The 19,576-nt window shown below is 72.6% G+C and carries 19 protein-coding genes; 5 read left to right on the top strand and 14 right to left on the bottom strand.

What is annotated here, in order from left to right; all coding sequences use genetic code 11:
• Window positions 1–81: 81 nt before the first annotated feature.
• The 3 genes from P1V51_06190 to P1V51_06180 are packed head-to-tail and all read left to right on the top strand — an operon-like array spanning window position 82 to window position 2,675.
• Window positions 82–1,434 (top strand): universal stress protein, encoded by a 1,353-nt coding sequence (locus P1V51_06190; protein MDF1562611.1) that lies wholly within the window; start codon window positions 82–84, stop codon window positions 1,432–1,434.
• Window positions 1,435–1,459: 25 nt separating this feature from the next.
• The gene (locus P1V51_06185) at window positions 1,460–1,885 is read left to right on the top strand and encodes a universal stress protein (protein MDF1562610.1); all 426 of its coding nucleotides are present in this window, start codon (window positions 1,460–1,462) and stop codon (window positions 1,883–1,885) included.
• Between the two features lie 10 nt (window positions 1,886–1,895).
• Window positions 1,896–2,675: an SDR family oxidoreductase gene (locus P1V51_06180; GenBank protein ID MDF1562609.1), complete on the top strand. Its 780-nt coding sequence runs from the start codon at window positions 1,896–1,898 to the stop codon at window positions 2,673–2,675.
• 3 nt (window positions 2,676–2,678) lie between these two features.
• Here the strand turns inward: P1V51_06180 and P1V51_06175 are convergent, their stop codons facing one another.
• Both P1V51_06175 and P1V51_06170 read right to left on the bottom strand, forming a co-directional pair.
• Window positions 2,679–4,010: a cyclic nucleotide-binding domain-containing protein gene (locus P1V51_06175; protein MDF1562608.1), complete on the bottom strand. Its 1,332-nt coding sequence runs from the start codon at window positions 4,008–4,010 to the stop codon at window positions 2,679–2,681.
• Complete coding sequence (locus P1V51_06170) at window positions 4,007–5,299, bottom strand: adenylosuccinate synthase (protein ID MDF1562607.1); 1,293 nt, start codon at window positions 5,297–5,299, stop codon at window positions 4,007–4,009. Before P1V51_06170 ends, P1V51_06175 begins: the two co-directional genes overlap by 4 nt.
• Window positions 5,300–5,464: 165 nt before the next feature.
• On the opposite strand from P1V51_06170, the gene P1V51_06165 reads away from it, so the two are divergent.
• The gene (locus P1V51_06165) at window positions 5,465–6,430 is read left to right on the top strand and encodes a hypothetical protein (GenBank protein ID MDF1562606.1); all 966 of its coding nucleotides are present in this window, start codon (window positions 5,465–5,467) and stop codon (window positions 6,428–6,430) included.
• A 135-nt stretch (window positions 6,431–6,565) separates the two neighbouring features.
• Here the strand turns inward: P1V51_06165 and serA are convergent, their stop codons facing one another.
• Complete coding sequence (gene serA, locus P1V51_06160; protein ID MDF1562605.1) at window positions 6,566–8,164, bottom strand: phosphoglycerate dehydrogenase; 1,599 nt, start codon at window positions 8,162–8,164, stop codon at window positions 6,566–6,568.
• Between the two features lie 196 nt (window positions 8,165–8,360).
• Here serA and P1V51_06155 point away from each other — a divergent pair, with 196 nt between their 5' ends.
• Entirely contained in the window at window positions 8,361–9,920 is a 1,560-nt protein-coding gene (locus P1V51_06155; GenBank protein ID MDF1562604.1) for a carboxypeptidase-like regulatory domain-containing protein, read from the top strand.
• A 66-nt stretch (window positions 9,921–9,986) separates the two neighbouring features.
• On the opposite strand, the gene P1V51_06150 is transcribed toward P1V51_06155, so the two are convergent.
• The 11 genes from P1V51_06150 to P1V51_06100 all read right to left on the bottom strand — a co-directional run bounded on the left by P1V51_06150 (window position 9,987) and on the right by P1V51_06100 (window position 19,558).
• On the bottom strand, window positions 9,987–10,769 hold the full coding sequence (locus tag P1V51_06150) for an enoyl-CoA hydratase-related protein (protein ID MDF1562603.1): 783 nt from the start codon (window positions 10,767–10,769) through the stop codon (window positions 9,987–9,989).
• Window positions 10,766–11,407 carry a TetR family transcriptional regulator gene (locus P1V51_06145; protein ID MDF1562602.1) on the bottom strand — a complete coding sequence of 214 codons (642 nt, stop codon included), beginning with the start codon at window positions 11,405–11,407 and terminating at the stop codon, window positions 10,766–10,768. Before P1V51_06145 ends, P1V51_06150 begins: the two co-directional genes overlap by 4 nt.
• 98 nt (window positions 11,408–11,505) lie before the next feature.
• Complete coding sequence (locus P1V51_06140) at window positions 11,506–12,441, bottom strand: hypothetical protein (GenBank protein MDF1562601.1); 936 nt, start codon at window positions 12,439–12,441, stop codon at window positions 11,506–11,508.
• Window positions 12,442–12,495: 54 nt separating this feature from the next.
• Window positions 12,496–13,326 (bottom strand): tryptophan synthase subunit alpha, encoded by an 831-nt coding sequence (gene trpA / locus P1V51_06135; protein ID MDF1562600.1) that lies wholly within the window; start codon window positions 13,324–13,326, stop codon window positions 12,496–12,498.
• A 5-nt stretch (window positions 13,327–13,331) separates the two neighbouring features.
• Window positions 13,332–14,555, bottom strand: a complete 1,224-nt coding sequence (trpB, locus tag P1V51_06130) for a tryptophan synthase subunit beta (protein MDF1562599.1) — start codon at window positions 14,553–14,555, stop codon at window positions 13,332–13,334.
• Window positions 14,552–15,187: a phosphoribosylanthranilate isomerase gene (locus P1V51_06125; GenBank protein MDF1562598.1), complete on the bottom strand. Its 636-nt coding sequence runs from the start codon at window positions 15,185–15,187 to the stop codon at window positions 14,552–14,554. The genes trpB and P1V51_06125 overlap by 4 nt, the downstream gene beginning before the upstream one ends.
• The gene (locus tag P1V51_06120; GenBank protein MDF1562597.1) at window positions 15,184–15,969 is read right to left on the bottom strand and encodes an indole-3-glycerol phosphate synthase TrpC; all 786 of its coding nucleotides are present in this window, start codon (window positions 15,967–15,969) and stop codon (window positions 15,184–15,186) included. The genes P1V51_06125 and P1V51_06120 overlap by 4 nt, the downstream gene beginning before the upstream one ends.
• Window positions 15,966–16,988, bottom strand: a complete 1,023-nt coding sequence (gene trpD, locus P1V51_06115) for an anthranilate phosphoribosyltransferase (GenBank protein MDF1562596.1) — start codon at window positions 16,986–16,988, stop codon at window positions 15,966–15,968. The genes P1V51_06120 and trpD overlap by 4 nt, the downstream gene beginning before the upstream one ends.
• Window positions 16,985–17,575 (bottom strand): aminodeoxychorismate/anthranilate synthase component II, encoded by a 591-nt coding sequence (locus P1V51_06110; protein ID MDF1562595.1) that lies wholly within the window; start codon window positions 17,573–17,575, stop codon window positions 16,985–16,987. The genes trpD and P1V51_06110 overlap by 4 nt, the downstream gene beginning before the upstream one ends.
• Window positions 17,572–19,104, bottom strand: coding sequence for an anthranilate synthase component I family protein (locus tag P1V51_06105; protein ID MDF1562594.1), 1,533 nt, complete (start codon window positions 19,102–19,104; stop codon window positions 17,572–17,574). Before P1V51_06105 ends, P1V51_06110 begins: the two co-directional genes overlap by 4 nt.
• 115 nt (window positions 19,105–19,219) lie before the next feature.
• On the bottom strand, window positions 19,220–19,558 hold the full coding sequence (locus P1V51_06100) for a hypothetical protein (GenBank protein ID MDF1562593.1): 339 nt from the start codon (window positions 19,556–19,558) through the stop codon (window positions 19,220–19,222).
• Window positions 19,559–19,576 lie beyond the last annotated feature (18 nt).

Below are 19,576 nucleotides of genomic sequence, written 5' to 3'. Positions count from 1 at the left end.
GACGCGCCCTCGCGGCCGGCTCGCCCTCCTCGCTCGCACCGCTCATCCGTCGCTCGAGCGCGCCGACAAGGGAGGTACGCCATGAAGATCCTCTGTGGCATCGACTTCTCGGAGACGGCCGGCGCTGCCCTCGAGGTCGCCGTCGATCTCTGCCGCCGGGCGAAGGGAGAGCTGCTCCTCGCCCACGTCTACAACCCGCCCGTCCCCACCCAGGCCGTCCTCGAGGCCTCCACCGCCATCGAGCTCAACCGCACCCTCCGGCGCGGCATCGAGGAGACCCTGGAGAACCTCGCCCTCCCCCTGCGCGAAGAGGGGCTCCCGGTCTCCACCCAGGCCATCGACGGGACCATCCCCCTGGGCATGGTCACCCTCGCCGAGGACCACGAGGCCGATCTGATCGTGGTCGGCAGCCGGGGGGGGCGCACCACCGAGCACTTCCCCCTGGGCAGCGTGGCCGACCGCCTGGTCGAGCGGGCGGATCGGCCGGTGCTGGTGGTGCGCGGCAAGCACGACGGCTTCGCCAACTGGGCCCGGGGAGAGCGCAACCTGCGGGTGCTCTGCGGCGTCGACCTCACCCAGGCCAGCGGCGCGGCGATGCGCTGGCTGCACACCCTGCGCACCCTGGGGCCCTGCGACATCACCCTCCTCCACCTCTACTGGCCGCCGGTGGAGTACGCCCGCCTCGGGCTCCGCGGCCGGCGGACCTTCACCGACGCCGACCCCGAGGTGGCGGAGATCGTCGCCCGGGAGATCGAGCGCCGGCTGGGCGAGCTGCCCGGCGAGGGCAGCGTGAAGGTGCACGTCACCCCCAGCATCGGCAGCGTGAGCTACCCCCTGAGCCACTGGTCCGAGCGCCAGCAGGCCGATCTCGTCGTCATCGGCCACCACCACCGGGGCTTCCTCTCCCGCCTCTGGAGCGGCTCGGTCGCCCACCGGCTCCTGGCCCGCTCCGAGGTCCCCGTCGCCTGCATCTGCGAGCCGCAGGTCGGCCAGGCGCTGGAGCATATGCCCCGCTACTCGAAGGTGATCGCCGCCCTCGACGTGGACGACGCCGCCTCCCGGGTGCTGGCCCACGCCATCGCCATGACCGAGCCCTGCGGCGAGGTGGAGGTCTGCCACGTGGTGCCCGGCCCGATCCGCGCCCCCGAACAGAGCGTCCTCGACGACGACGCCAGGGACCTGCTGCGCGAGCGCTTCGAGGCCCTGATCCCCGCCGACGCCGAGGAGCTGGTGCAGGAGGTCCGCCTGGAGGTCATCGAGGGCGGGGAGCCCGGCCGCGAGATCGTCGCCCTGGCCGAGCGCCTGGGGGCCGACGCGCTGGTCATCGGTGCCCACAGCCGGCCCGGACGCCGCTCCCTGGTCGGCTCGGTCGCGGAGTGGGTGCTCCGCCACAGCGAGCGCCCGGTGATGGTGGTGCACGCCTTCCCCGAGTGAGCCGAAGCTCAAAAGAAGGAGCCGCATGTTCTCCTCCATCCTCGTTCCCCTCGATCTCTCCGACCGCAACACCGAGGCGCTCCGGCTCGCCGCGAGCCTGCTCGCTCCGGGTGGCCGGCTCACCCTCCTCCACGTGGTCGAGCTCATCCCCGGCCTGTCCCGGGAGGAGGAGCCCGCCTTCTACGCGCGGCTGGAGCGCGCCGCCCACGAGCAGCTCGGGGCGCACGCCCGGACCCTGGAGGCCGAGGGCTGCGCGCCGGAGGTCGTGATCGAGGCGGGACGCAGGGTGGAGGTCATCGTGACCCAAGCCGCGGACCACGCGCTGGTCGTGCTCGCCTCCCACCGGATCGATCCTTCGACCCCGGCGCGGAGCTGGGGGACCTTGAGCTACCAGATCGGCCTGCTGGCGCCGGCCTCCGTCCTGCTGGTGAAGAGCGGCGAGGCGCAGTAACAAGCCCGGGATGAGCCCCACGATCGATCCCTCGAGCCTCGTCGTCCTCGTCACCGGCGCCACCTCCGGCTTCGGCGCCGCCACCGCCCGCCGCTTCGCGCGGGAGGGGGCCCGGGTCGTCGCCGCCGGGCGCCGCCTCGAGCGCCTCCAGGCCCTCGCCGCGGAGCTGGGCGAGCGCTGCCACCCCCTGCAGCTGGACGTCTGTGACCTGCCCGGGGTGGACGCCGCCCTCGCGGGCCTGCCGGCCGAGTTCGCCGCGATCGACGTCCTGGTGAACAACGCCGGCCTCGCCCTCGGCCTCGACCCGGCCCAGCGCGCCAGCTGGCAGGACTGGGAGACGATGATCGACACCAACGTGAAGGGCCTGGCCTACGTCACGCACGCCGTCCTGCCGGGCATGGTCGAGCGCAAGCGGGGCCACGTCGTCAACCTCGGCTCCATCGCCGGCGAGTACCCCTACCCCGGCGGCAACGCCTATGGCGGCACCAAGGCCTTCGTGAAGCTCTTCTCCCTGAACCTCCGCGCCGATCTCCTCGGTACGCCGGTCAGGGTGACCAACATCGAGCCGGGCCTCTGCGAGAGCGAGTTCTCGGTGGTGCGCTTCCACGGCGACGCCGAGGCCGCGAAGAAGGTCTACGCCGGCACCGAGCCGATCACCCCCGATGACATCGCCGAGACGATCTTCTGGTCGGCCACCCTCCCGCCGCACGTGAACATCAACCGGATCGAGCTGATGCCCACCTGCCAGGCCGCCGGGCCCCTGGCGATCCACCGGGGCCCGCTGGGCTAGGCCTCAGTTCCGCAGCTTCGCGTCGGTCGCCCGCAGGCGCCGGCAGAGGGTCGTCGCCAGGACGATGTGGATCCGCAGGGAGAGCGCGGGCCGCGTGTCGAGCAGGCGGCGGAAGGCGTCCACCGGCAGCACCAGGGCCTCGACCTCCTCGGCGGCGATCACCCGGGCGCTGGTGGGCGCGTCGTCGATGAGGCTCATCTCGCCGACGTGGGCGCCCGCCGGCAGCACGGCCAGCAGCTTCTCGGCCGAGGCGTCGGTGCGCTTCACCTCCACCCGCCCCTTCGTCACGACGTAGAGCGCCTCGCCGTGGGCGCCCTGCTCGATGAGGACCTGCCCGGGCTGGAACTCCCGCACGTGGGCGATCTCGGCCAGGGCCCGGACGTCGTCGAGGGAGAGGTCCTCGAAGAGGGGCAGCTCCCGGAACTGTGCGAGGGCGTCGTCCATGCCGACCACGTCCTCGGCCTCGAGCTCCTCGTCCAGCTCGACCTCGACCTCGGGCAGGGCGTCGTCCTCCTCCTCGCCCTCCTCGCAGCGCTTCAGGCGGGCCGCGGCGTCCCGGTAGTTGATGTCGAACTGGAGGATCTCACCGAAGACCTCCTTGGCGCGCTCGGTCTTGCCGGTGCGGGCGTAGAGGTCGGCCAGCGCGTAGTGGAGATCGACGGTGGAGGCGTCGACCGACTTGCCCTCCAGGAAGGAGAGCAGCTTCTTCTCGGCCAGCTGGGCGTAGCCGTTGCGGCCCAGCAGCTCGGCCAGGAGGGTGATGGCCTCGTTGAAGTCGGGGTGGTCCTCCTCGACCTTCTGCAGGAGCTCGAGGGCCAGGCGGTCCTTGCCCAGCTTCTCGAGGAGCTGGCCGGCCCGGAAGTTCTTGCCCACCCGGCGGAAGCACTCGGCCGCCTGCTCGAACTCCTCGGCCTCGACGTAGAGGCCCGCGGCCTGCTCGAGGTTGCCCGCCCGCTCGTACATCACCGCGGCCCGGGCCCGGTTGCCGCAGCGCACGTACATCTCGGCGGCGAGGTAGGGATCGTCGGCCTTCTCGTAGAGGGCGGCGGCCTTCTCGAAGTCCTCGAGGGACTCGCAGACCAGCGCGGCCTTGGCGTAGTCGCGGGCCCGGTAGAGCATGGCCGCGGCGGCCTTCTCCAGCTTCCGGTCCCCGGAGATCTTCTGGGTGAGCTGGAAGCCGACGTCGACGCTGCAGCGGGAGTAGACCTTGGCGGCGTCGTCCACCCGGTCCTCGCCCAGGAGCTTCACCAGCCCCGCGATGACCTGCGAGGCCGGCATGAGCCGGTCCTCATTGCCGTGGCCGAGCCCCCGGATGACGACCTGCGTGTCACTCATGAGGCGAAGGGATCCTTGCGAACGATGGTGGCGGCGCGATCGGCGCCGACGGAGACCAGGACGACGGGGACACCCGTCCACTCCTCGATGGACTCGACGTAGGCCCGGGCGCCGGCGGGCAGATCGTCGAAGCTTCGGACCTGCGCGACCGAGGCGGGCCAGCCCTCCACGGTCTGGAGGATCGGCGTCGCCTTCTCCCAGCCCCAGCGGGCCAGGGGCAGGACCTCGAAGCGCTCGCCCTCGAGCTCGTAGGCCGTGCAGACCTTCACCTCCTCGAAGCCGCCGAGGACGTCGAGCTTGGTCAGGGCGATGCCGGTGAGGCCGTTGACCCGCACCGCGTAGCGCAGGGCCGGCAGATCCAGCCAGCCGCAGCGGCGGGGGCGGCCGGTGGTGGCGCCATACTCGGAGCCCGCCTCGCGGAGGCGATCGCCCAGCGCCCCCTCCAGCTCGGTCGGGAAGGGCCCGGCGCCGACGCGGGTGGTGTAGGCCTTGGAGATGCCGATCACCTCGTCGATGGCCTTGGGCCCCACCCCGCTGCCGGCGGCGGCGTGGCCGGCCACGCAGTTGGAGCTGGTCACGAAGGGATAGGTGCCGTGGTCGACGTCGAGGAGCGTCCCCTGGGCGCCCTCGAAGAGGATCCGCGCGCCCGCCCGCTTGCGCTCGTCGAGGAGCGCGCCGGTGTCGGTGACCATGGCGCGGAGGCGCTCCGCGGCCGCCAGGTAGGGCCCGATGATCGCCTCGGCCTCCAGGGCCTCCCCGCCCAGGCCGACCAGGTGCGGGTTGACCTCCCCGAGGCGCCGGGCGACCCGCGCGCGGAAGTGCTCCGGGTGGAGCAGCTCCCCCATCCGGATGCCCTGCCGGGAGGCGCGGTCCTCGTAGGTGGGGCCGATGCCCCGGCCGGTCGTGCCGATCGCCGCCTTGCCCCGGTGGGCCTCCCGCAGCAGATCGAGGGCCTTGTTCCAGGGCATGATCACCTGGGCCGCGTGAGAGATCCGCAGCTGCTCGGGCCCCAGGTGAAGCCCCCGCTCGGCGAGGAGCTCGAGCTCCTCGAGCAGGACTAGGGGATCGATGACCACGCCCGGCCCGATGATCCCCAGGGTGCCCTCGTTGAGGACCCCCGAGGGGACGAGGTGGAGGACGGTGGTCTCACCGCCGACCACGAGGGTGTGGCCTGCGTTGTTCCCGCCCTGGAAGCGGACGACGAGCTCGGCCTGCCGGGCGTAGCGGTCCACCACCTTGCCCTTGCCCTCGTCGCCCCACTGAGCGCCCACGATCACGACGTTCGGCACCTGAAGTCCTCCCTTCGAGGAGCGAGTCCCTGGTCGAAGCGCGCATAACACGGGCGACGAGAAGGGTCCATCGAAGGTCACCGGGTGTGAGATCCATCACTCTTGGCCCCCGGCCCGAATCTGTTAGAGACTCTCCCGCAACCGTCACCTCGAAAGGGAGGAGAGATGAAGCGTTTCGCCACCGCAACTGCGTTCCTGGCCGCCCTAGCCATGATCGTGCTTCCCCAGACCGCCACCGCACAGTTCGTTCCCCCGGATTCGGGTGGAGACTCGGGCTATCAGCCCCCGCCTCCGCCTCCTCCGGCGCCGAGCCCCACCACCACCTCCACCTCGAGCACCAGCGCCGACGACGACGATCGCGGCGACCGCCCCCTCTCCTACTCCGAGCGGATGAAGCTCAAGCAGGAGGAGGAGCGCAAGGCCAAGATGGCCGAGAAGGCCGAGAAGCGCGGCGCCGTGGCCACCGGAGAGGCCGGCCCCGTCACCCAGACCCGCCCCACCGACTTCAGCATCGGCTTCGGCGCCGGCTGGATCTGGACCGGCTGGACCCTCGGCCTCGCCAACCCCGGCCTGAACGGTGGCGGCGCCGCCTACGCGGGCCCCGGGCCCGGCACCGGCACCGACATCCTCACCCCGAACACCGCCAGCGCGCGGATCCGCTTCGGTGAGAGCGTCGCCCTCGAGCCGGCGATCCTCCTCGGCATGGGCAACGCCCGTCAGTCGGTGGACGTCTCCGGTGGCAGCGCCGGCGACACCCTCGACAAGTGGGACGGCTACGGCGCGATGATCGACCTCAACGTCCGCTACGGCTTCATGCACCGGGCCAAGTCCTCTGCCCTGCTGATCTTCGGCGCTGGCTTCGGCGTCGCCGGCATCCAGGTCGACCCCGAGGGCGCCGACAACATCACCCGCGCCATGAACCTCGGCGTGAACATCAACTTCGGCATCGGCGCCGAGTGGTTCATCACCCCGCACCTCGCCCTCTCCGGCGACATGATCAACCCTCTGATCAGCGTGCGGAACTTCCAGACCAACGATCCGAACACGGACGTGACCACCGGCCAGGGCACCCTGGATCTGGCCCTGAACTTCCAGCCGGGCGCCCGGCTGATGTTCCACGTCTACTACTAGGGCTCGATAGAGCCTTCGGCGCGACGGCCCGCGGCGAACCTCCGAGAGGAGGTTCTCGCGGGCCTTCGTGTTTCTGGCTACGAGCTACGAGCTACGAGTCGACCCCGATCGAGCTCGCAGCTCGCAGCTCGCAGCTCAAAGCTGCGCGGTGCGCACCCAGAGGATGTGCGGTAGGGCGGCCAGCTTCGCCAGCACCTCCTCGTCGGGCAGCCGGGCGACGTTCACGATCGACATCGCCTTGCCCGTCTCGTCGTGGAGGGAGAGCTGCATCCCGGCGATGTTGATCCCCGCCTGCCCCAGCAGGGTGCCGATCCCCCCGACGACGCCCGGCTGGTCGTCGTTGTGGAAGACCAGGAGCGCCCCCTCGGGGATGGCCTCGAGGTCGTGGCCCTGCATCCGGACGATCCGGGGATCGTCCTCGCCGAAGAGGGTGCCGGCGAGCTCGAAGCTGCCGCCCTCGGACTCGACCTCGATCTGGATCAGGCTCACGAAGCGGCCGGCCGAGCCCGCGCGGGCCTCGATCAGCTCGAGCCCGTGCTCGGCGGCGAGGTGCGGCGCGTTGACCTCGTTGACGTTTCCGTCGAGGCGCGCGCCCACGAAGGCCGCCAGGGCCTTCGAGGCCAGGGGCCGGCTGCTCACCTGGGCCACCTCGCCGGCGGTCGTCAGGGTGAAGCGCTTCGCCCCCTTCGGGGCGAGCTGGCCGGCGAGCGCCCCGAGGCGGTGGGCGAGCTCGAGGTAGGGCGCGATGACCTCGCGCACGTCGGAGGGCACCGCGGGCAGGTTCACCGCGTTCCGGGGGTTGCCGGTGGTGAGGTACTCGACCATCTGCTCGGCCACGGCCACCGCCACGTTCACCTGCGCCTCCTCGGTGGAGGCCCCGAGGTGCGGGGAGCAGACGAAGGTGTCGTGCTTGAGCAGCGGGTGATCGGCCGGGGGCGGCTCCTCGACGAAGACGTCGAAGGCGGCGCCGCCGATCCGGCCGGCGGCGAGCGCCTGGTCGAGGGCGGCCTCGTCGACGATGCCGCCGCGGGCGCAGTTGATGATGAAGACGCCCGGCTTCATCTTCTCGATCACCGCCGCGTCGATCATGCCGCGGGTCTCGTCGGTCATCGGCACGTGCACGGTGACGTAGTCCGAGCGGCGGTAGAGCTCGTCGAGGCTGACCAGCTCGACGCCCAGGGTCCGGGCGTCCTCGCCGTCGAGGAGCGGGTCGTAGCCGATCACCTTCATCTTCAGGCCCATGGCCCGGTCGGCGACGATCCGGCCGATGGCGCCCAGGCCGATCACGCCGAGGGTCTTGTTGAAGAGCTCGCGGCCCTGCAGCTTCTTCTTCTCCCACTTGCCCGCCTTGAGGGTGGCCGTGGCCTGCGGGATGTGCCGGGAGACCGACATCAGCATCGCGAGAGTGTGCTCGGCGGTGGTCACGGTGTTGCCGCCCGGGGTGTTCATCACCACGACCCCGCGGCGGGAGGCGGCCTCGCGGTCGACGTTGTCCACGCCGATCCCCGCCCGGCCGACCACCTCGAGCTTCTTCGCGGCGGCCAGCACCTCCGCGGTCACCTTGGTGCCGCTGCGGATGGCGAGGCCGTGGTAGTCGCCGATGCAGGCCAGCAGCTCCTCGGGTGAGAGCCCCGGTCGGTTGTCGACCTCGATGCCCTCGGCGGCCTCGAAGATGGCGAGGCCCTCCTGGGAGAGCTTGTCGGAGACCAGCACACGCTTGATGGAATCGCTCATCTCGGCTTCCTTCCTGGACGGTGGGGAGTGAACTCCAGTGGATCCAATGACGCGGCGCGACACAACCTGCCGCGAGCCGTGTCGGCCGTCAATCGCCCTAGGAGGCGGACGCTTGACACCACCCCGATTCCTGGGGGGAAACTCGTTTTCGACCTTTTCGTAGCCATCTGGCGCCAAGTCGCCAGCAGGAGGGACCATGCGTTTCGTCAATCTGTTCGTCTGGGGTGTGATCGCGTCGCTCGCCGTCTCGGTGGCCTGCGGCGGCGGCAACAGCAACGCCGACGCTGGCCCCGACCGCACCCAGGTCGAGCCCAGCGACGTGCGGGGGACCATCTGGGGTGAGGTCGTCGACGCGGCCACCGGCGCCCCCCTCGAGGGCGCCACCATCGTGCTGGCGCTCGGAGATCTGGCCTCGGACGCCACCTCCGACGCCTCCGGCTCCTTCTCCTTCCTCGACGTCCCCGCCGGCGGTCAGGCCGGCGTGACGATCACCAAGGAGGGCTACACCCGGGTGACCCTGGCGGTCGCCATCCCGGGCGCCAACGGTGACTTCCCCACCGACAACATCGGCGCCTTCGTGGGTCCGGTGGGCCTCTTCCCCCTGACCGGCAGCGTCGAGGTGCAGGTGGTGGGCTTCGACTCCACCCCCATCGACGCGGCGACCGGCAGCGCCACCGCCTCGGTGGCCTACGTGAACGGCAACATCGCCATGGGCCGGGTGACCGTCACCGCGGCCAGCGCCAGCGGCAACATGCGCTTCCAGGGCCTGCCCTCCCTCCAGGGAATGGCGCTCTGGGGCGGCAACGTCGATGTCGTCATCGGCCCGGTCGACCTCGATGGCGACGGCCAGATCGACTACCAGGGCACCGCCGACTCGCGCAGCGCCCAGTGGCTGCTGACCCACGGCGGCCGCTTCACCATCGAGCTCCCGCCCCCCGGCGGCAGCACCTCCCTCTCCGCCCTGGCCTCGAACGTCGGCTCGCTGCTCAACGGCGGCCTGCCGCGGCCGGGCGACTCGGTGATCGGCCTCAACGGCCCGATCCGGGTGGTCTACAACCAGCCCCTCGACGAGGGCAGCCTGGTCGCCACCGTCTTCGACGACGAGGGCCGCGCGGTGGTCGAGAGCACCGCCGAGGTGCGCGAGGGCAACGTTGTGCAGGTCACCCCCAACGCGCCCTTCTCCGAGGGCCGCAAGTACCACGTCCTGATCGACGTCCGGGCCGCCGGCACCACCGCCGCCGCCTCGAAGAGCCGCCTCTCCGGCTCCTTCTTCACCGCGGCCCCGGCCGGTGACGTGATCATCGGCACCAACTACCGGATGATCGACAACAACGGGAACGGCCTCCTCGACGCCTTCGACGTCATCGAGATCACGCTCAACCAGGAGATCGGCCTGGGCAACCGGCCCCCCTCGGGCAACTACTGGTTCCCCTTCTACTTCAACGACGATCTCGACAACTCGGGCGTGAAGGGCGACTTCCAGGGCGAGTGGGAGTCCAACAACCCCATCCCCGCCTACCAGCTCGAGACCGCGCCCCTCTCCCCCTTCCTCTCCAGCGGCTTCACCCGGACCTTCCGGCTGCAGATGCCCTACTCTCCCCGGCTGCCGGCCTACGGCCTCTCGCAGAACATCTCGAAGCCCGTCATCCTGAACTTCTCGGGCACCGAGCCGGGCTACGTGAACCTGGTGGACCCCCAGGGGCACCCGATCATCACGCCGGCCTCCTCCGAGGCCCTGGTGGTGACCTTCCAGTAGGGACCGCGAGGACCCTGCAGGAGCGCGAGAGCGCGGGCCGGGCACCCGGCTCGCGCTCTTCGTGCCTCAGCGGCCCTTCCACTCGGGGGCGCGCTTCTCCAGAAAGGCGGCGACGCCCTCCATGGCATCCTCGGTGAGGGTGTTCACCGAGAGCAGGGCGGCCAGGAGCTCCATCGCCGCCGGGAGGGGCTGCTCGTCGACCAGCGAGAGCGCCCGCCGGCCCAGGCGCAGGATCGCCGGCGACTTGCTCGCGACCTTGCCGGCCAGCTCGGCGACCTTCGCGTCGAGCTCGCCGGCCGGGACCACCGCGTTGATCAGCCCCACCTCCCGGGCGCGGGCGGCGTCGATCTTCTCTCCGGTGAAGATCAGCTCGCGGGCCACCTTCTCGGGCAGGACCCTCATCAAGAGCGCCGAGATCATCCAGGGGAAGAGCCCGCGATCGATCTCGGGGGTGCCGAACTTCGCGTGCTCGACCGCCACCGCCAGATCGCAGGCGGCCACCAGGCCGAGGCCGCCGCCGAGGGCGTAGCCGTTCACCCGGGCCACCAGCGGGGTGCCCAGGCCGCGCATCTGCAGGAGGAGCTGCCCGTAGTCCCGCCGGGCCTCGTGCCCCGAGAGGAAGCCGTCCTGCATCGCCGCACCGGCGAGATCTCCGCCGGAGCAGAAGGCCTTCTCCCCGGCCCCGGTCAGCACGATCACCCCGACCTCGGGGTCGGCGTCGGCCGCGGCGAGGGCCGCCGAGAGCTGATCGACGGTCTCGGGCGCCAGCGCGTTGCGCCGCGCCTCGCGATCGATGGTCAGGCGGGCCACCCGGCCCTCTCGCGTCACGCTGACGTGGGTCTCGCTCATGGCGTCGGCCTCCCTTGGACCGGGAGGAGCCCCCGGCAGACGATCTCGACGGTGCTGCGGGTCGCGCTCTCCACCACCCCCTCGGCCTCGACGTCGAGGGTGCCGAGGACGAAGCCGGTGACGAGCATCTCCACCGCGCCGAGCAGCACGTAGGCCAGGTGCTCGGCCTCGATCTCCCGGCGCACCTCGCCCTGCTCCTGCGCGCGCAGGCAGAGGCGCTTCACGGCCTCGAAGGTGGAGGCGAAGGTCTCGACCCGGCCGCGCTCCAGGAAGAAGGGCGAGCGGGCGACCTCGAGCACCATCACCCGCACGGCGTGGGGGTGCGCCCGGTAGGCCTCGAGGGCCACCCGGGTGATCTGCTCGATCTTCTCCTCGAAGGGGATCTCCTGCTCCACCAGGGCCTCGATGCCCGCGGAGAAGAGGTTCCACGACTCCTCGAAGACCGCGGTGAGCAGGGCCTCCTTGCCCTCGAAGTAGTGGTAGACGAGGCCGTAGGCGACGTCCGCCTCCCGGGCCACGTCGGCGATCCGGCAGCCGTGGTAGCCCCGCTCGGCGAAGACCTTCACCGCGGCCCGGAGGATGGCCCGGCGCTTGGCCTCGGTGCTCTCCCGGCGGGTCTTGCGGGCGCTCTTGCTCATCGAAACGACGCTCCCCTGGCTGCTGATTGACGAATCAATCGGCAACCTAGGAGGGGGTCGGGGGGAAGTCAATGCCCGCCCGGCCCGGGGCCGCGCCCCTAGGGCGCGAGCACCTGCACCCGAGCCATCTTCAGCGGCGCCCTGCCCGGGATCCCCGGCACGATGGCCTTCCGCTTCACGCTGAAGGTGAGGACCCGCTTGACCTTCGTGCCCTTCTTCACCTCGACCTTCCAGGGGCCGGCCTTCTCGAGGATCGAGTCCAGGGGCATCAGCTCTCCGCTGGTCTCGTCCTCGACCACGATGTCACCCTCTCCGGGCAGGGGCTCGCTGCTGCCCAGGGCGATGGGCTTGGACATGTCGCCCATGTCGTCGACGATGGCGGCGTCGTCGCCGCCCTCGGCGCCGCCCTCCTCCTCGCCACCGCCGGAGCGGCAGCTGGCGCGGACCCGGACGATCTGGCCCTTGAAGCCGGCCGGGTGGACGGTGTCGGAGCAGACGGCCTCGTTCTTGTGCTTGAAGACGACCTCGTGCGCCGCGCCGGTCTCGGCGATCTTGAGGAAGAAGACGGCGTGCAGGCCCTCCCCCTGATCGTCGATGAAGCCGCGCTTCAGATCCGCGTCGCGCTTCTGGATGTAGGTCGCGATCGTGGTCTCCTTGCCCTTCTTGCCCAGGAAGGACTCCTGCTTCGGCCCGGGGACGATGGTCACCGTGGTCTGGGCCAGGATCCCATTCGGACCCTCGAGGCCGATGGCGTGGGTGCCGACGGGGTTGTTGCCCACCCGTAGCTCGGCCATCACCGGCACGAAGGCCCCGGCCGCGATCTCCGTCAGCTCGACTGCGGTGCCCCGGGTGAGCTTCTTGCCGTTGACCAGCCCGACCTTGAAGGGCCCCTTCGCAGGTCCCTGCACGGTGAGGGTGACCGAGATCGTGCCCCGCTCCCCCACCGTGACGTCGGTGAAGCCAGGCACGATCTTGGCGGCCTGCGCGGTGAAGGGGAGGACGGCGGCGAGGAGGACGAGTGCTCGGACCTTCATGAGGAAGACTCTAGCACTCAGCGACGTGCGCTCAAGGGTCGCCGGGGACTCCGCTCATCCACGGGCGCAGGCCTCCCGCAGGGAGCGGACGAAGGCCTCGACCCGGGCGGGCAGCTCGGGGCCGCCCGCCTCGATGAGGCGCACGAGGGCGGTGCCGACGACCACGCCGTCGGCGACCGGCGCCAGGCGCGCCACGGCCTCCGGGCCGTCCACGCCGAAGCCGACGGCCACCGGCAGCGGGCTGCGCGAGCGCAGCTCGGCCAGGCGCTGCTGCAGATCGGCGGCGCTCCCCTGGGCGGCCCCGGTCACGCCGACCAGGGAGACGTAGTAGAGGAAGCCCCGCGCCTCGGAGAAGATCGCCTCCAGGCGCTCGTCGCGGGTGGTGGGCGTGGCCAGGAGGATCGGATCGAGGCCAGCCGCCCGCAGCTGGTCGTAGAGGGGCAGCCCCGAGTCGGGCGGGAGATCCACCGAGAGCAGGCCGTCCACGCCGGCCCCGGCCAGCGCGGGCGCCAGGGCCTCCCCCCGGCGCAGGAAGGGGTTGGCGTAGCCGAAGAGGATCACGGCGAGGGTCTCGGCGGCGCCCTCGGGAAGGCCCTCCAGCTCCCCGGCGCGCAGCTCCCGGCAGAGCGCGATCACGTCCTCGAGGCGGGTGCCGGCCGCCAGGGCCCGGGCCGCCGCGGCCTCGAGCACCGGGCCGTCCGCCGCCGGGTCGGAGAAGGGCACGCCCAGCTCGATCAGATCCGCCCCTCCCCGCGCGATCGCCGCGAGCAGCTCCCGGCTGGTGGCCAGATCGGGATCGCCGGCGGTGAAGTAGACGATGAGCGCGGCGCGCTCCTCGGCGCGGGCTCGCTCGAAGACCGACGCGATGCGGCCCGGGGCGCACATGCGGCTCACAACGCACCTCCCTCTTCCTCGAGGCGGGGCAGGTCCTTGTCGCCGCGGCCGGAGAGTCCCAGGAGGACCACCGCGCCGGGCGCCAACTCCCTCGCCACCCTCGGCAGGAGCGCCAGGGCGTGGGCAGTCTCGAGGGCCGGGACGATCCCCTCCAGCCGGGCGAGCTGTCGCAGGGCGGCCAGGGCCTCGTCGTCGGTGATGGCGTGGTAGGTGGCCCGGCCGCTCACCGCCAGGTGGGCGTGCTGGGGGCCGACGCCGGGGTAGTCGAGGCCGGCGGAGATCGAGTGGGCCAGCTCGACCTGACCGTCCTCGTCCTGCAGGAGATAGGAGCGGGCGCCGTGGAGCACGCCGGGGCTACCCTTGCTCAGGGTGGCGGCGTGCTCGCCGCTCTCGAGGCCGCGCCCGGCCGCCTCGGCGCCGAAGAGGCGCACGCCCGGATCGTCGAGGAAGGCGTCGAAGAGGCCGATGGCGTTGGAGCCTCCGCCGACGCAGGCCACGGCGGCGTCCGGGGTGAGCCCGAGGGCCGCGAGCTGCGCCCTCGCCTCCCAGCCGATCACCGACTGCAGCTCCCGCACCAGGGTCGGATAGGGGTGCGGGCCGGCGGCGGAACCGATGAGGTAGTGGGTGCCCTCGACGTTGCTCACCCAGTCGCGCAGGGCGGCGTTCATCGCGTCCTTGAGGGTCGCGCTGCCGGACGTGACCGGCCGCACCTCGGCGCCCAGCAGCTCCATCCGGCGCACGTTCGGCGCCTGCCGCTCGACGTCGACGCTCCCCATGTAGACGCAGCAGGGCAGATCCAGGGCAGCGGCGACGGTGGCGGTGGCCACCCCGTGCTGCCCCGCGCCAGTCTCGGCGATGATCCTGCTCTTGCCCAGCTGCCGGGCCAGCAGCGCCTGCCCCAGGCAGTTGTTGATCTTGTGGGCGCCGGTGTGGGCGAGGTCCTCGCGCTTGAGGAAGATCCGCAGCCCGAGCGCCTCCGAGAGGCGCCGCGCCTCGCTCAGGGGCGTCGGGCGGCCGGCGAAGTCCGCGGCCCAGCCCAGGTACTCGCGCAGGAAGGTGGGATCCGAGCGGGCCTGCAGCCAGGCCTCCGTCAGGTCGGCGAGGGCCGCCTGCAGGGTCTCCGAGACGAAGCGCCCGCCGAACTCGCCGTAGAGGCCGTCCCCGAAGGGGCGCCGGTCCAGGCGAAAGCCCGGCCCCCCCACACCGATCGTGTCGTTCATCCGAGTGCCTCCCGCGCACGCTCCACGAAGGCCCGCACCTTGCGGGGATCCTTGCGGCCGTCCTCTCCCTCGACGCCGCTCGCCACGTCCACCCCGGCCGGCCGCACCGCGCGGATGGCCTCGGCGACGTTCTCCGGACGCAGCCCGCCGGCGAGGATCACCGGCCACTCCCGGGCCAGGCGGCGCGCCGCCTCCCGGTGGGCCGGCCGCCCGGTGCCGCCGGCCTCGGGGCCGGGCGCGTCGATCAGCAGGCGCCGCGCGGGCAGGCGCGCGAGCGCCTCCAGCGCGCGGGCGTCCGCCGAGCCCGGCCGGCAGGCGCGCAGCACCCGGTGGCCCTCGGCCTCGAGGGCCTCGATCAGCTCCTCGCTCTCGCTGCCGTGGAGCTGCAGCCAGTCGAGCTCGAGGGCGCGCTGCACCTCCCGCAGCTGCTCGGCCCCGGCGTCCACGAAGACCCCCACGGCCTCCGCCCGGCCCCGCAGGGCCGCGCGCAGCTCCCGTGCGGTCTCCAGGTCGACCCGGCGGCGGGAGCCCGGCACGAGGTTCAGGCCCACCGCGTCCGGCGCCGCCTCGAGGCAGGCCTCCAGCTCGCCGAGGTCCCGCACCCCGCAGATCTTGATCCACCCTCCCCTCACGCGGCCTCTCCCCGCAGGCGGCGCAGGGCCGCGCCGGGATCCGCCTGCCGCAGCAGGGAGGTGCCCACCAGGAAGCCGCTCGCGCCGGCGGCCTGCAGCCGCTCGAGGGTCGCGAGGTCGGAGAGGCCGCTCTCGGCGACCACGAAGCAGCCCGCCGCCACCAGCGCCGGCGCCAGGCGCTCGCTGCGGCCCAGGTCGATCTCGAAGGTGCGCAGGTCCCGGTGGTTGATGCCCACCAGGGGGGCCCGCAGGTCGACGGCGCGCCGGGCCTCCTCCTCGTCGACCACCTCCACCAGGGCGTCGAGGCCCTCTTCGGTGGCGGCCGCGTGGAGCTCGCCGAGCTGCTCGCCCGGGAGCACGGCCGCGATGAGCAGCACGGCGTCGGCGCCCGCCCGGCGCGCCTCGCGCACCTGCGCGGGCTCGACGAGGAAGTCCTTGCGCAGCACCGGCAGGGCGCAGGCCTCGCGCGCCTCGACCAGATCGGCCAGGCTGCCCCAGAAGTGACGCGGCTCGGTGAGCACCGAGAGGCAGGTGGCCCCGGCGGCCTCGTAGGCCCGGGCCAGGCCCGCGGGCGACCAGGGCTCCCCCAGCCGCAGGACGCCGGCCGAGGGGCTGGCCCGCTTGCACTCGGCGATGATCCTCGGCGCCGCCGCGGCCTGCAGGGCCGCGAGGAAGCCCCGGGTTGGCGCGGGCTCGGCCTCGTCCCCGAGGCGGGCCTCCAGGGCCAGCGCGGCCCGCCGGTCGGCGACGATCCGGGCCAGGATGTCGGGCAGCGCGCTCAACCCTGGCTGACCTCGGCCAGGGTCTGCAGGGCCCGGGTGGCCGCGCCCGAGGCGATGGCCTCCCGCGCCAGCTCGATCCCGGCCCGCAGATCCGCGGCCAGCCCACCGACCACCAGGGCGGCGGCGGCGTTCAGGACGGCCGCGTCCGCCCGGGGGCCCGCCTCCCCCCCCAGGATCCGGCGGGTGATCTCGGCGTTCTCCTCGATCTCGCCGCCGGTGAGGTCCTCGGAGTTGCAGCGGCGCAGGCCGATGCGCTCGGGGTGCACCTCGAAGGTGGTGACGTTGCCGTCGCGCACCTCGGCCACGAAGGAGCTGCCGGTGAGGGTCAGCTCGTCGAGACCGTCGATCCCGTGGACCACCCAGGCGTGCCGGGAGCCCAGGTTCAGCAGCACGTGCGCCAGGGGCTCGACCCACTTGCGGGCGAAGACCCCCACCACCTGCCGGTCGGCGAAGGCGGGGTTGGCCAGGGGGCCCAGGAGGTTGAAGAGGGTGCGGATCCCCATCTCGCGTCGGGGCCCGGCGGCGTACTTCATCGCCGGGTGGAGGGTGTTCGCGAAGAGGAAGCCGATCCGCGCCTCGGCCAGGCAGCGCTCCATGGTGGGGACGTCGGCGTCGATGTTCACCCCGAGGGCGGCGAGCACGTCGGCGCTGCCGGAGCGGGAGGAGACCGAGCGGTTGCCGTGCTTGGCCACCCGGGCGCCGGCGCCGGCGGCGATCAGGGCCGCGGTGGTGGAGATGTTGAAGGTGCCCGAGCCGTCGCCGCCGGTGCCGGCGGTGTCGACCACCGGGCCCTCGCCGGGGTTCACCCGGGTGACGTGCTCGCGCAGGGCGCGCACCGCGCCGGTGACCTCCTCGACGGTCTCGCCCTTCATCCGCAGGGCCACCGCGAAGCCGGCCACCTGCGAGGGCGTGGCGTCGCCCTCCATGATGACCTCCATCGCGTCGTGGGCCCGCTCCTCGCCCAGATCCTGACCTTCGACCAGTGCGGCGATGGCCTCCCTAATCGCTGCGTCCTTCATGCCTTCTCTCCTGCCAGGCCCTCGAGCCAGTTCTGGAGCAGGGCGTGGCCCTGCTCGCTCAAGATCGACTCCGGATGGAACTGGACCCCCTCGACCGGGTGCTCCCGGTGGCGCAGCCCCATGATCTCCTCCTCCTCGCCGTCCACGGTGCGGGCGGTGACCTCCAGGCAGGCGGGCAGGCTCGCCGCCTCGACCAGGAGGGAGTGGTAGCGGGTGGCGAGGAAGGGATCGGGCAACCCCCGGAAGACCCCCACGCCCTGGTGGTGGATCTCGCTGACCTTGCCGTGCATCACCCGCCGCGCCCGCACCACCTTCCCGCCGTGCGCGGCGGCGATGGACTGGTGCCCCAGGCAGACGCCGAGGATCGGCACCCTCCCCGCGGCCTCGCGGATCAGCTCCACGCTGATCCCCGCCTCGTCGGGATCCGCGGGCCCGGGCGAGATCAGGATGCCCGCGGCGCCGGCGGCGAGGGCGTCGGCGGCGGTGAGCGCGTCGTTGCGCTCGACCCTCACCTCGGCGCCGAGCTCGAGGAGGTACTGCACCAGGTTGAAGGTGAAGGAGTCGTAGTTGTCGATCACCAGGATCACGGCGCGCCTCCCTGCCCCTCGCTCGCCTCCAGCGCCGCCTGCACCGCCCGGAAGAGCGCGCCGGCCTTGTGGAGGGTCTCCTCGTGCTCGCGGGTGGGATCCGAGTCGGCGACGATGCCCGCGCCGGCCTGCACCCACTGCCTGCCGGCGAACTGCACCAGGGTGCGGATGCAGATGGCCAGATCGAAGTGCCCCCCGGGCGCGAGGTAGCCCACGGCGCCGCCGTAGAGCCCCCTCCCCTGCACCTCCAGCTCGTCGATGATCTGCATGGCGCGGACCTTGGGCGCCCCGGAGAGGGTCCCGGCCGGGAAGGTCGAGGCGACGAGCTCGGCGAGCCCGATCTCGGGGCGCAGGGTCGCCTGCACCTCGGAGACCAGGTGCATCACGTGGCTGTAGCGCTCGACCACGGCCTGGCGGCGCACCCGGACGCTGCCGGCGGTGGCGACCCGGCCGAGATCGTTGCGGCCGAGGTCGACGAGCATGACGTGCTCGGCGATCTCCTTGGGGTCGGCGCGCAGCTCCTCCTCGAGGGCGAGATCCTCCGCCGGCGTCGCGCCCCGGGGGCGGGTCCCGGCGATGGGCCGCACGGTGGCGAGGTCCCCCTCCCGGCGCACCAGGACCTCGGGGCTGGAGCCCGCCACCTCGACGGACTCGCCGCCGGCGCCCGCGGGCAGGTGGAGGTAGTAGAGGTAGGGGCTGGGGTTCAGCGCCCGCAGCTGCCGGTAGACCTGGAAGGGTGCCGCCCGCGCCTTTGACTCGAAGGCCCGGGCCAGCACCACCTGGATCCCCTCGCCGGCCAGGATGCGCTCCCGGGCCTCGCGCACCGCCGCCTCGTAGTCCGCCTGGCTCATCCGGGTCTCGAAGCCCGCCTGGTCCGGCACCGGACCGGGGCGGGGCACCGGGAGGAGCGGCCCCCCCGACCGGGCCGGCCCGGCCTGAAGCCTGGCCTCGAGGGCGTCGAGCCTCGCCTCGACCCCGGCGCGCTGCCGCGCGAGGTCCTCGGGGGAGAGGTCCCGGGGCAGCAGCTGGTTGCAGGAGAGGCGCACGACGTGGCGCAGGTTGTCGAAGGCGACCGCCGTGCCCGGCAGGAAGAGCGCCGCCAACGGGAGGTCCGGGTGGAGCGCCTCGGGCGCGCCGGCCGGGTCGACCTTCTCGAAGGTGCGCACCAGGTCGTAGCCGAGGTAGCCGACCATCGCCCCCTCCAGGGGCGGGCGGCTCGGGTCCGCCTGCTCGACCTCCGAGGCGAGGCCGCCCAGGAGGGCCTCGAGGAGGGGCAAGGGGGCGCCGTCCCGGCGCTCGGTGACGCCGCCCTCCCGCGTCAGGGAGAGCCCACCGGCGTCTCCGCGGACGGTGAGGATCGGGTCGGCCCCGACGAAGGACCACCGGCCCCAGCGCTCGCCGCCCTCGACGGACTCGAGGAGGTAGCCCGGGGCCTCTCCGGCACCGGCGAGGGCCTGCAGCACCCCGACGGGGGTCAGGTGGTCGGCGAGGCGCTCGCGAGAGGTCGTGACGAGCTGCAGGCCGTCCACGGCTGGTCCATCGGCGGGCATCGCGCGGTGTTACCACGGGCCGGAGCTGTCATCCATCGGCTGTCAGCCATCGGCGGCCGGCCTTCCGAGACCGGCCGACGACGCGGCGCCGACCTCAGGCGCCGATGCAGACCATCGCCACGCCCCCGCCCTCCTCGAGGGACTCCTCCCGGCACTGCCAGTCCGTGCCGCGGCTCTCGGTACAGCTGGCTTCCGAGGTACAGGTCGCCAGGCAGATGCCGCTGCTCCGGGAGATGCAGACGAAGCCCTCGGGACAGTCGGTGCTCGCGTCGCACGCGGGCGTGCAGAGGCCCTCGGGGAAGGACCCCCCCACGATGCACTGGGTGTCCTTGCAGTCCTCGGCGGCCGTGCAGGCCTCCCCGGTCTCCGACTTGCCGCAGCCCACCAGGGTCCCCGCCAGCAGCATGGCCAGCACGACGATCTCGCTCTTCATCTCCCGTCCCTCCCTTGG

It is taken from the genome of Deltaproteobacteria bacterium, assembly GCA_029210625.1.
Classification (GTDB): Bacteria; Myxococcota; Myxococcia; order SLRQ01; family SLRQ01; genus JARGFU01.
The sequence above is the reverse complement of the archived record's forward strand: the minus strand, read 5'-3'. Positions and strand labels throughout refer to the sequence as shown.

Coding starts and splice junctions, on each gene's coding strand:
- P1V51_06165 (MDF1562606.1), top strand. CDS start 5,465: ATGAAGCGTTTCGCCACCGCAACTGCGTTCCTGGCCGCCCTAGCCATG.
- trpD (MDF1562596.1), bottom strand. CDS start 16,988: ATGAAGGACGCAGCGATTAGGGAGGCCATCGCCGCACTGGTCGAAGGT.
- P1V51_06145 (MDF1562602.1), bottom strand. CDS start 11,407: ATGAGCAAGAGCGCCCGCAAGACCCGCCGGGAGAGCACCGAGGCCAAG.
- trpA (MDF1562600.1), bottom strand. CDS start 13,326: ATGTGCGCCCCGGGCCGCATCGCGTCGGTCTTCGAGCGAGCCCGCGCC.
- P1V51_06175 (MDF1562608.1), bottom strand. CDS start 4,010: ATGAGTGACACGCAGGTCGTCATCCGGGGGCTCGGCCACGGCAATGAG.
- serA (MDF1562605.1), bottom strand. CDS start 8,164: ATGAGCGATTCCATCAAGCGTGTGCTGGTCTCCGACAAGCTCTCCCAG.
- P1V51_06155 (MDF1562604.1), top strand. CDS start 8,361: ATGCGTTTCGTCAATCTGTTCGTCTGGGGTGTGATCGCGTCGCTCGCC.
- trpB (MDF1562599.1), bottom strand. CDS start 14,555: ATGAACGACACGATCGGTGTGGGGGGGCCGGGCTTTCGCCTGGACCGG.
- P1V51_06185 (MDF1562610.1), top strand. CDS start 1,460: ATGTTCTCCTCCATCCTCGTTCCCCTCGATCTCTCCGACCGCAACACC.
- P1V51_06140 (MDF1562601.1), bottom strand. CDS start 12,441: ATGAAGGTCCGAGCACTCGTCCTCCTCGCCGCCGTCCTCCCCTTCACC.
- P1V51_06150 (MDF1562603.1), bottom strand. CDS start 10,769: ATGAGCGAGACCCACGTCAGCGTGACGCGAGAGGGCCGGGTGGCCCGC.
- P1V51_06100 (MDF1562593.1), bottom strand. CDS start 19,558: ATGAAGAGCGAGATCGTCGTGCTGGCCATGCTGCTGGCGGGGACCCTG.
- P1V51_06180 (MDF1562609.1), top strand. CDS start 1,896: ATGAGCCCCACGATCGATCCCTCGAGCCTCGTCGTCCTCGTCACCGGC.
- P1V51_06190 (MDF1562611.1), top strand. CDS start 82: ATGAAGATCCTCTGTGGCATCGACTTCTCGGAGACGGCCGGCGCTGCC.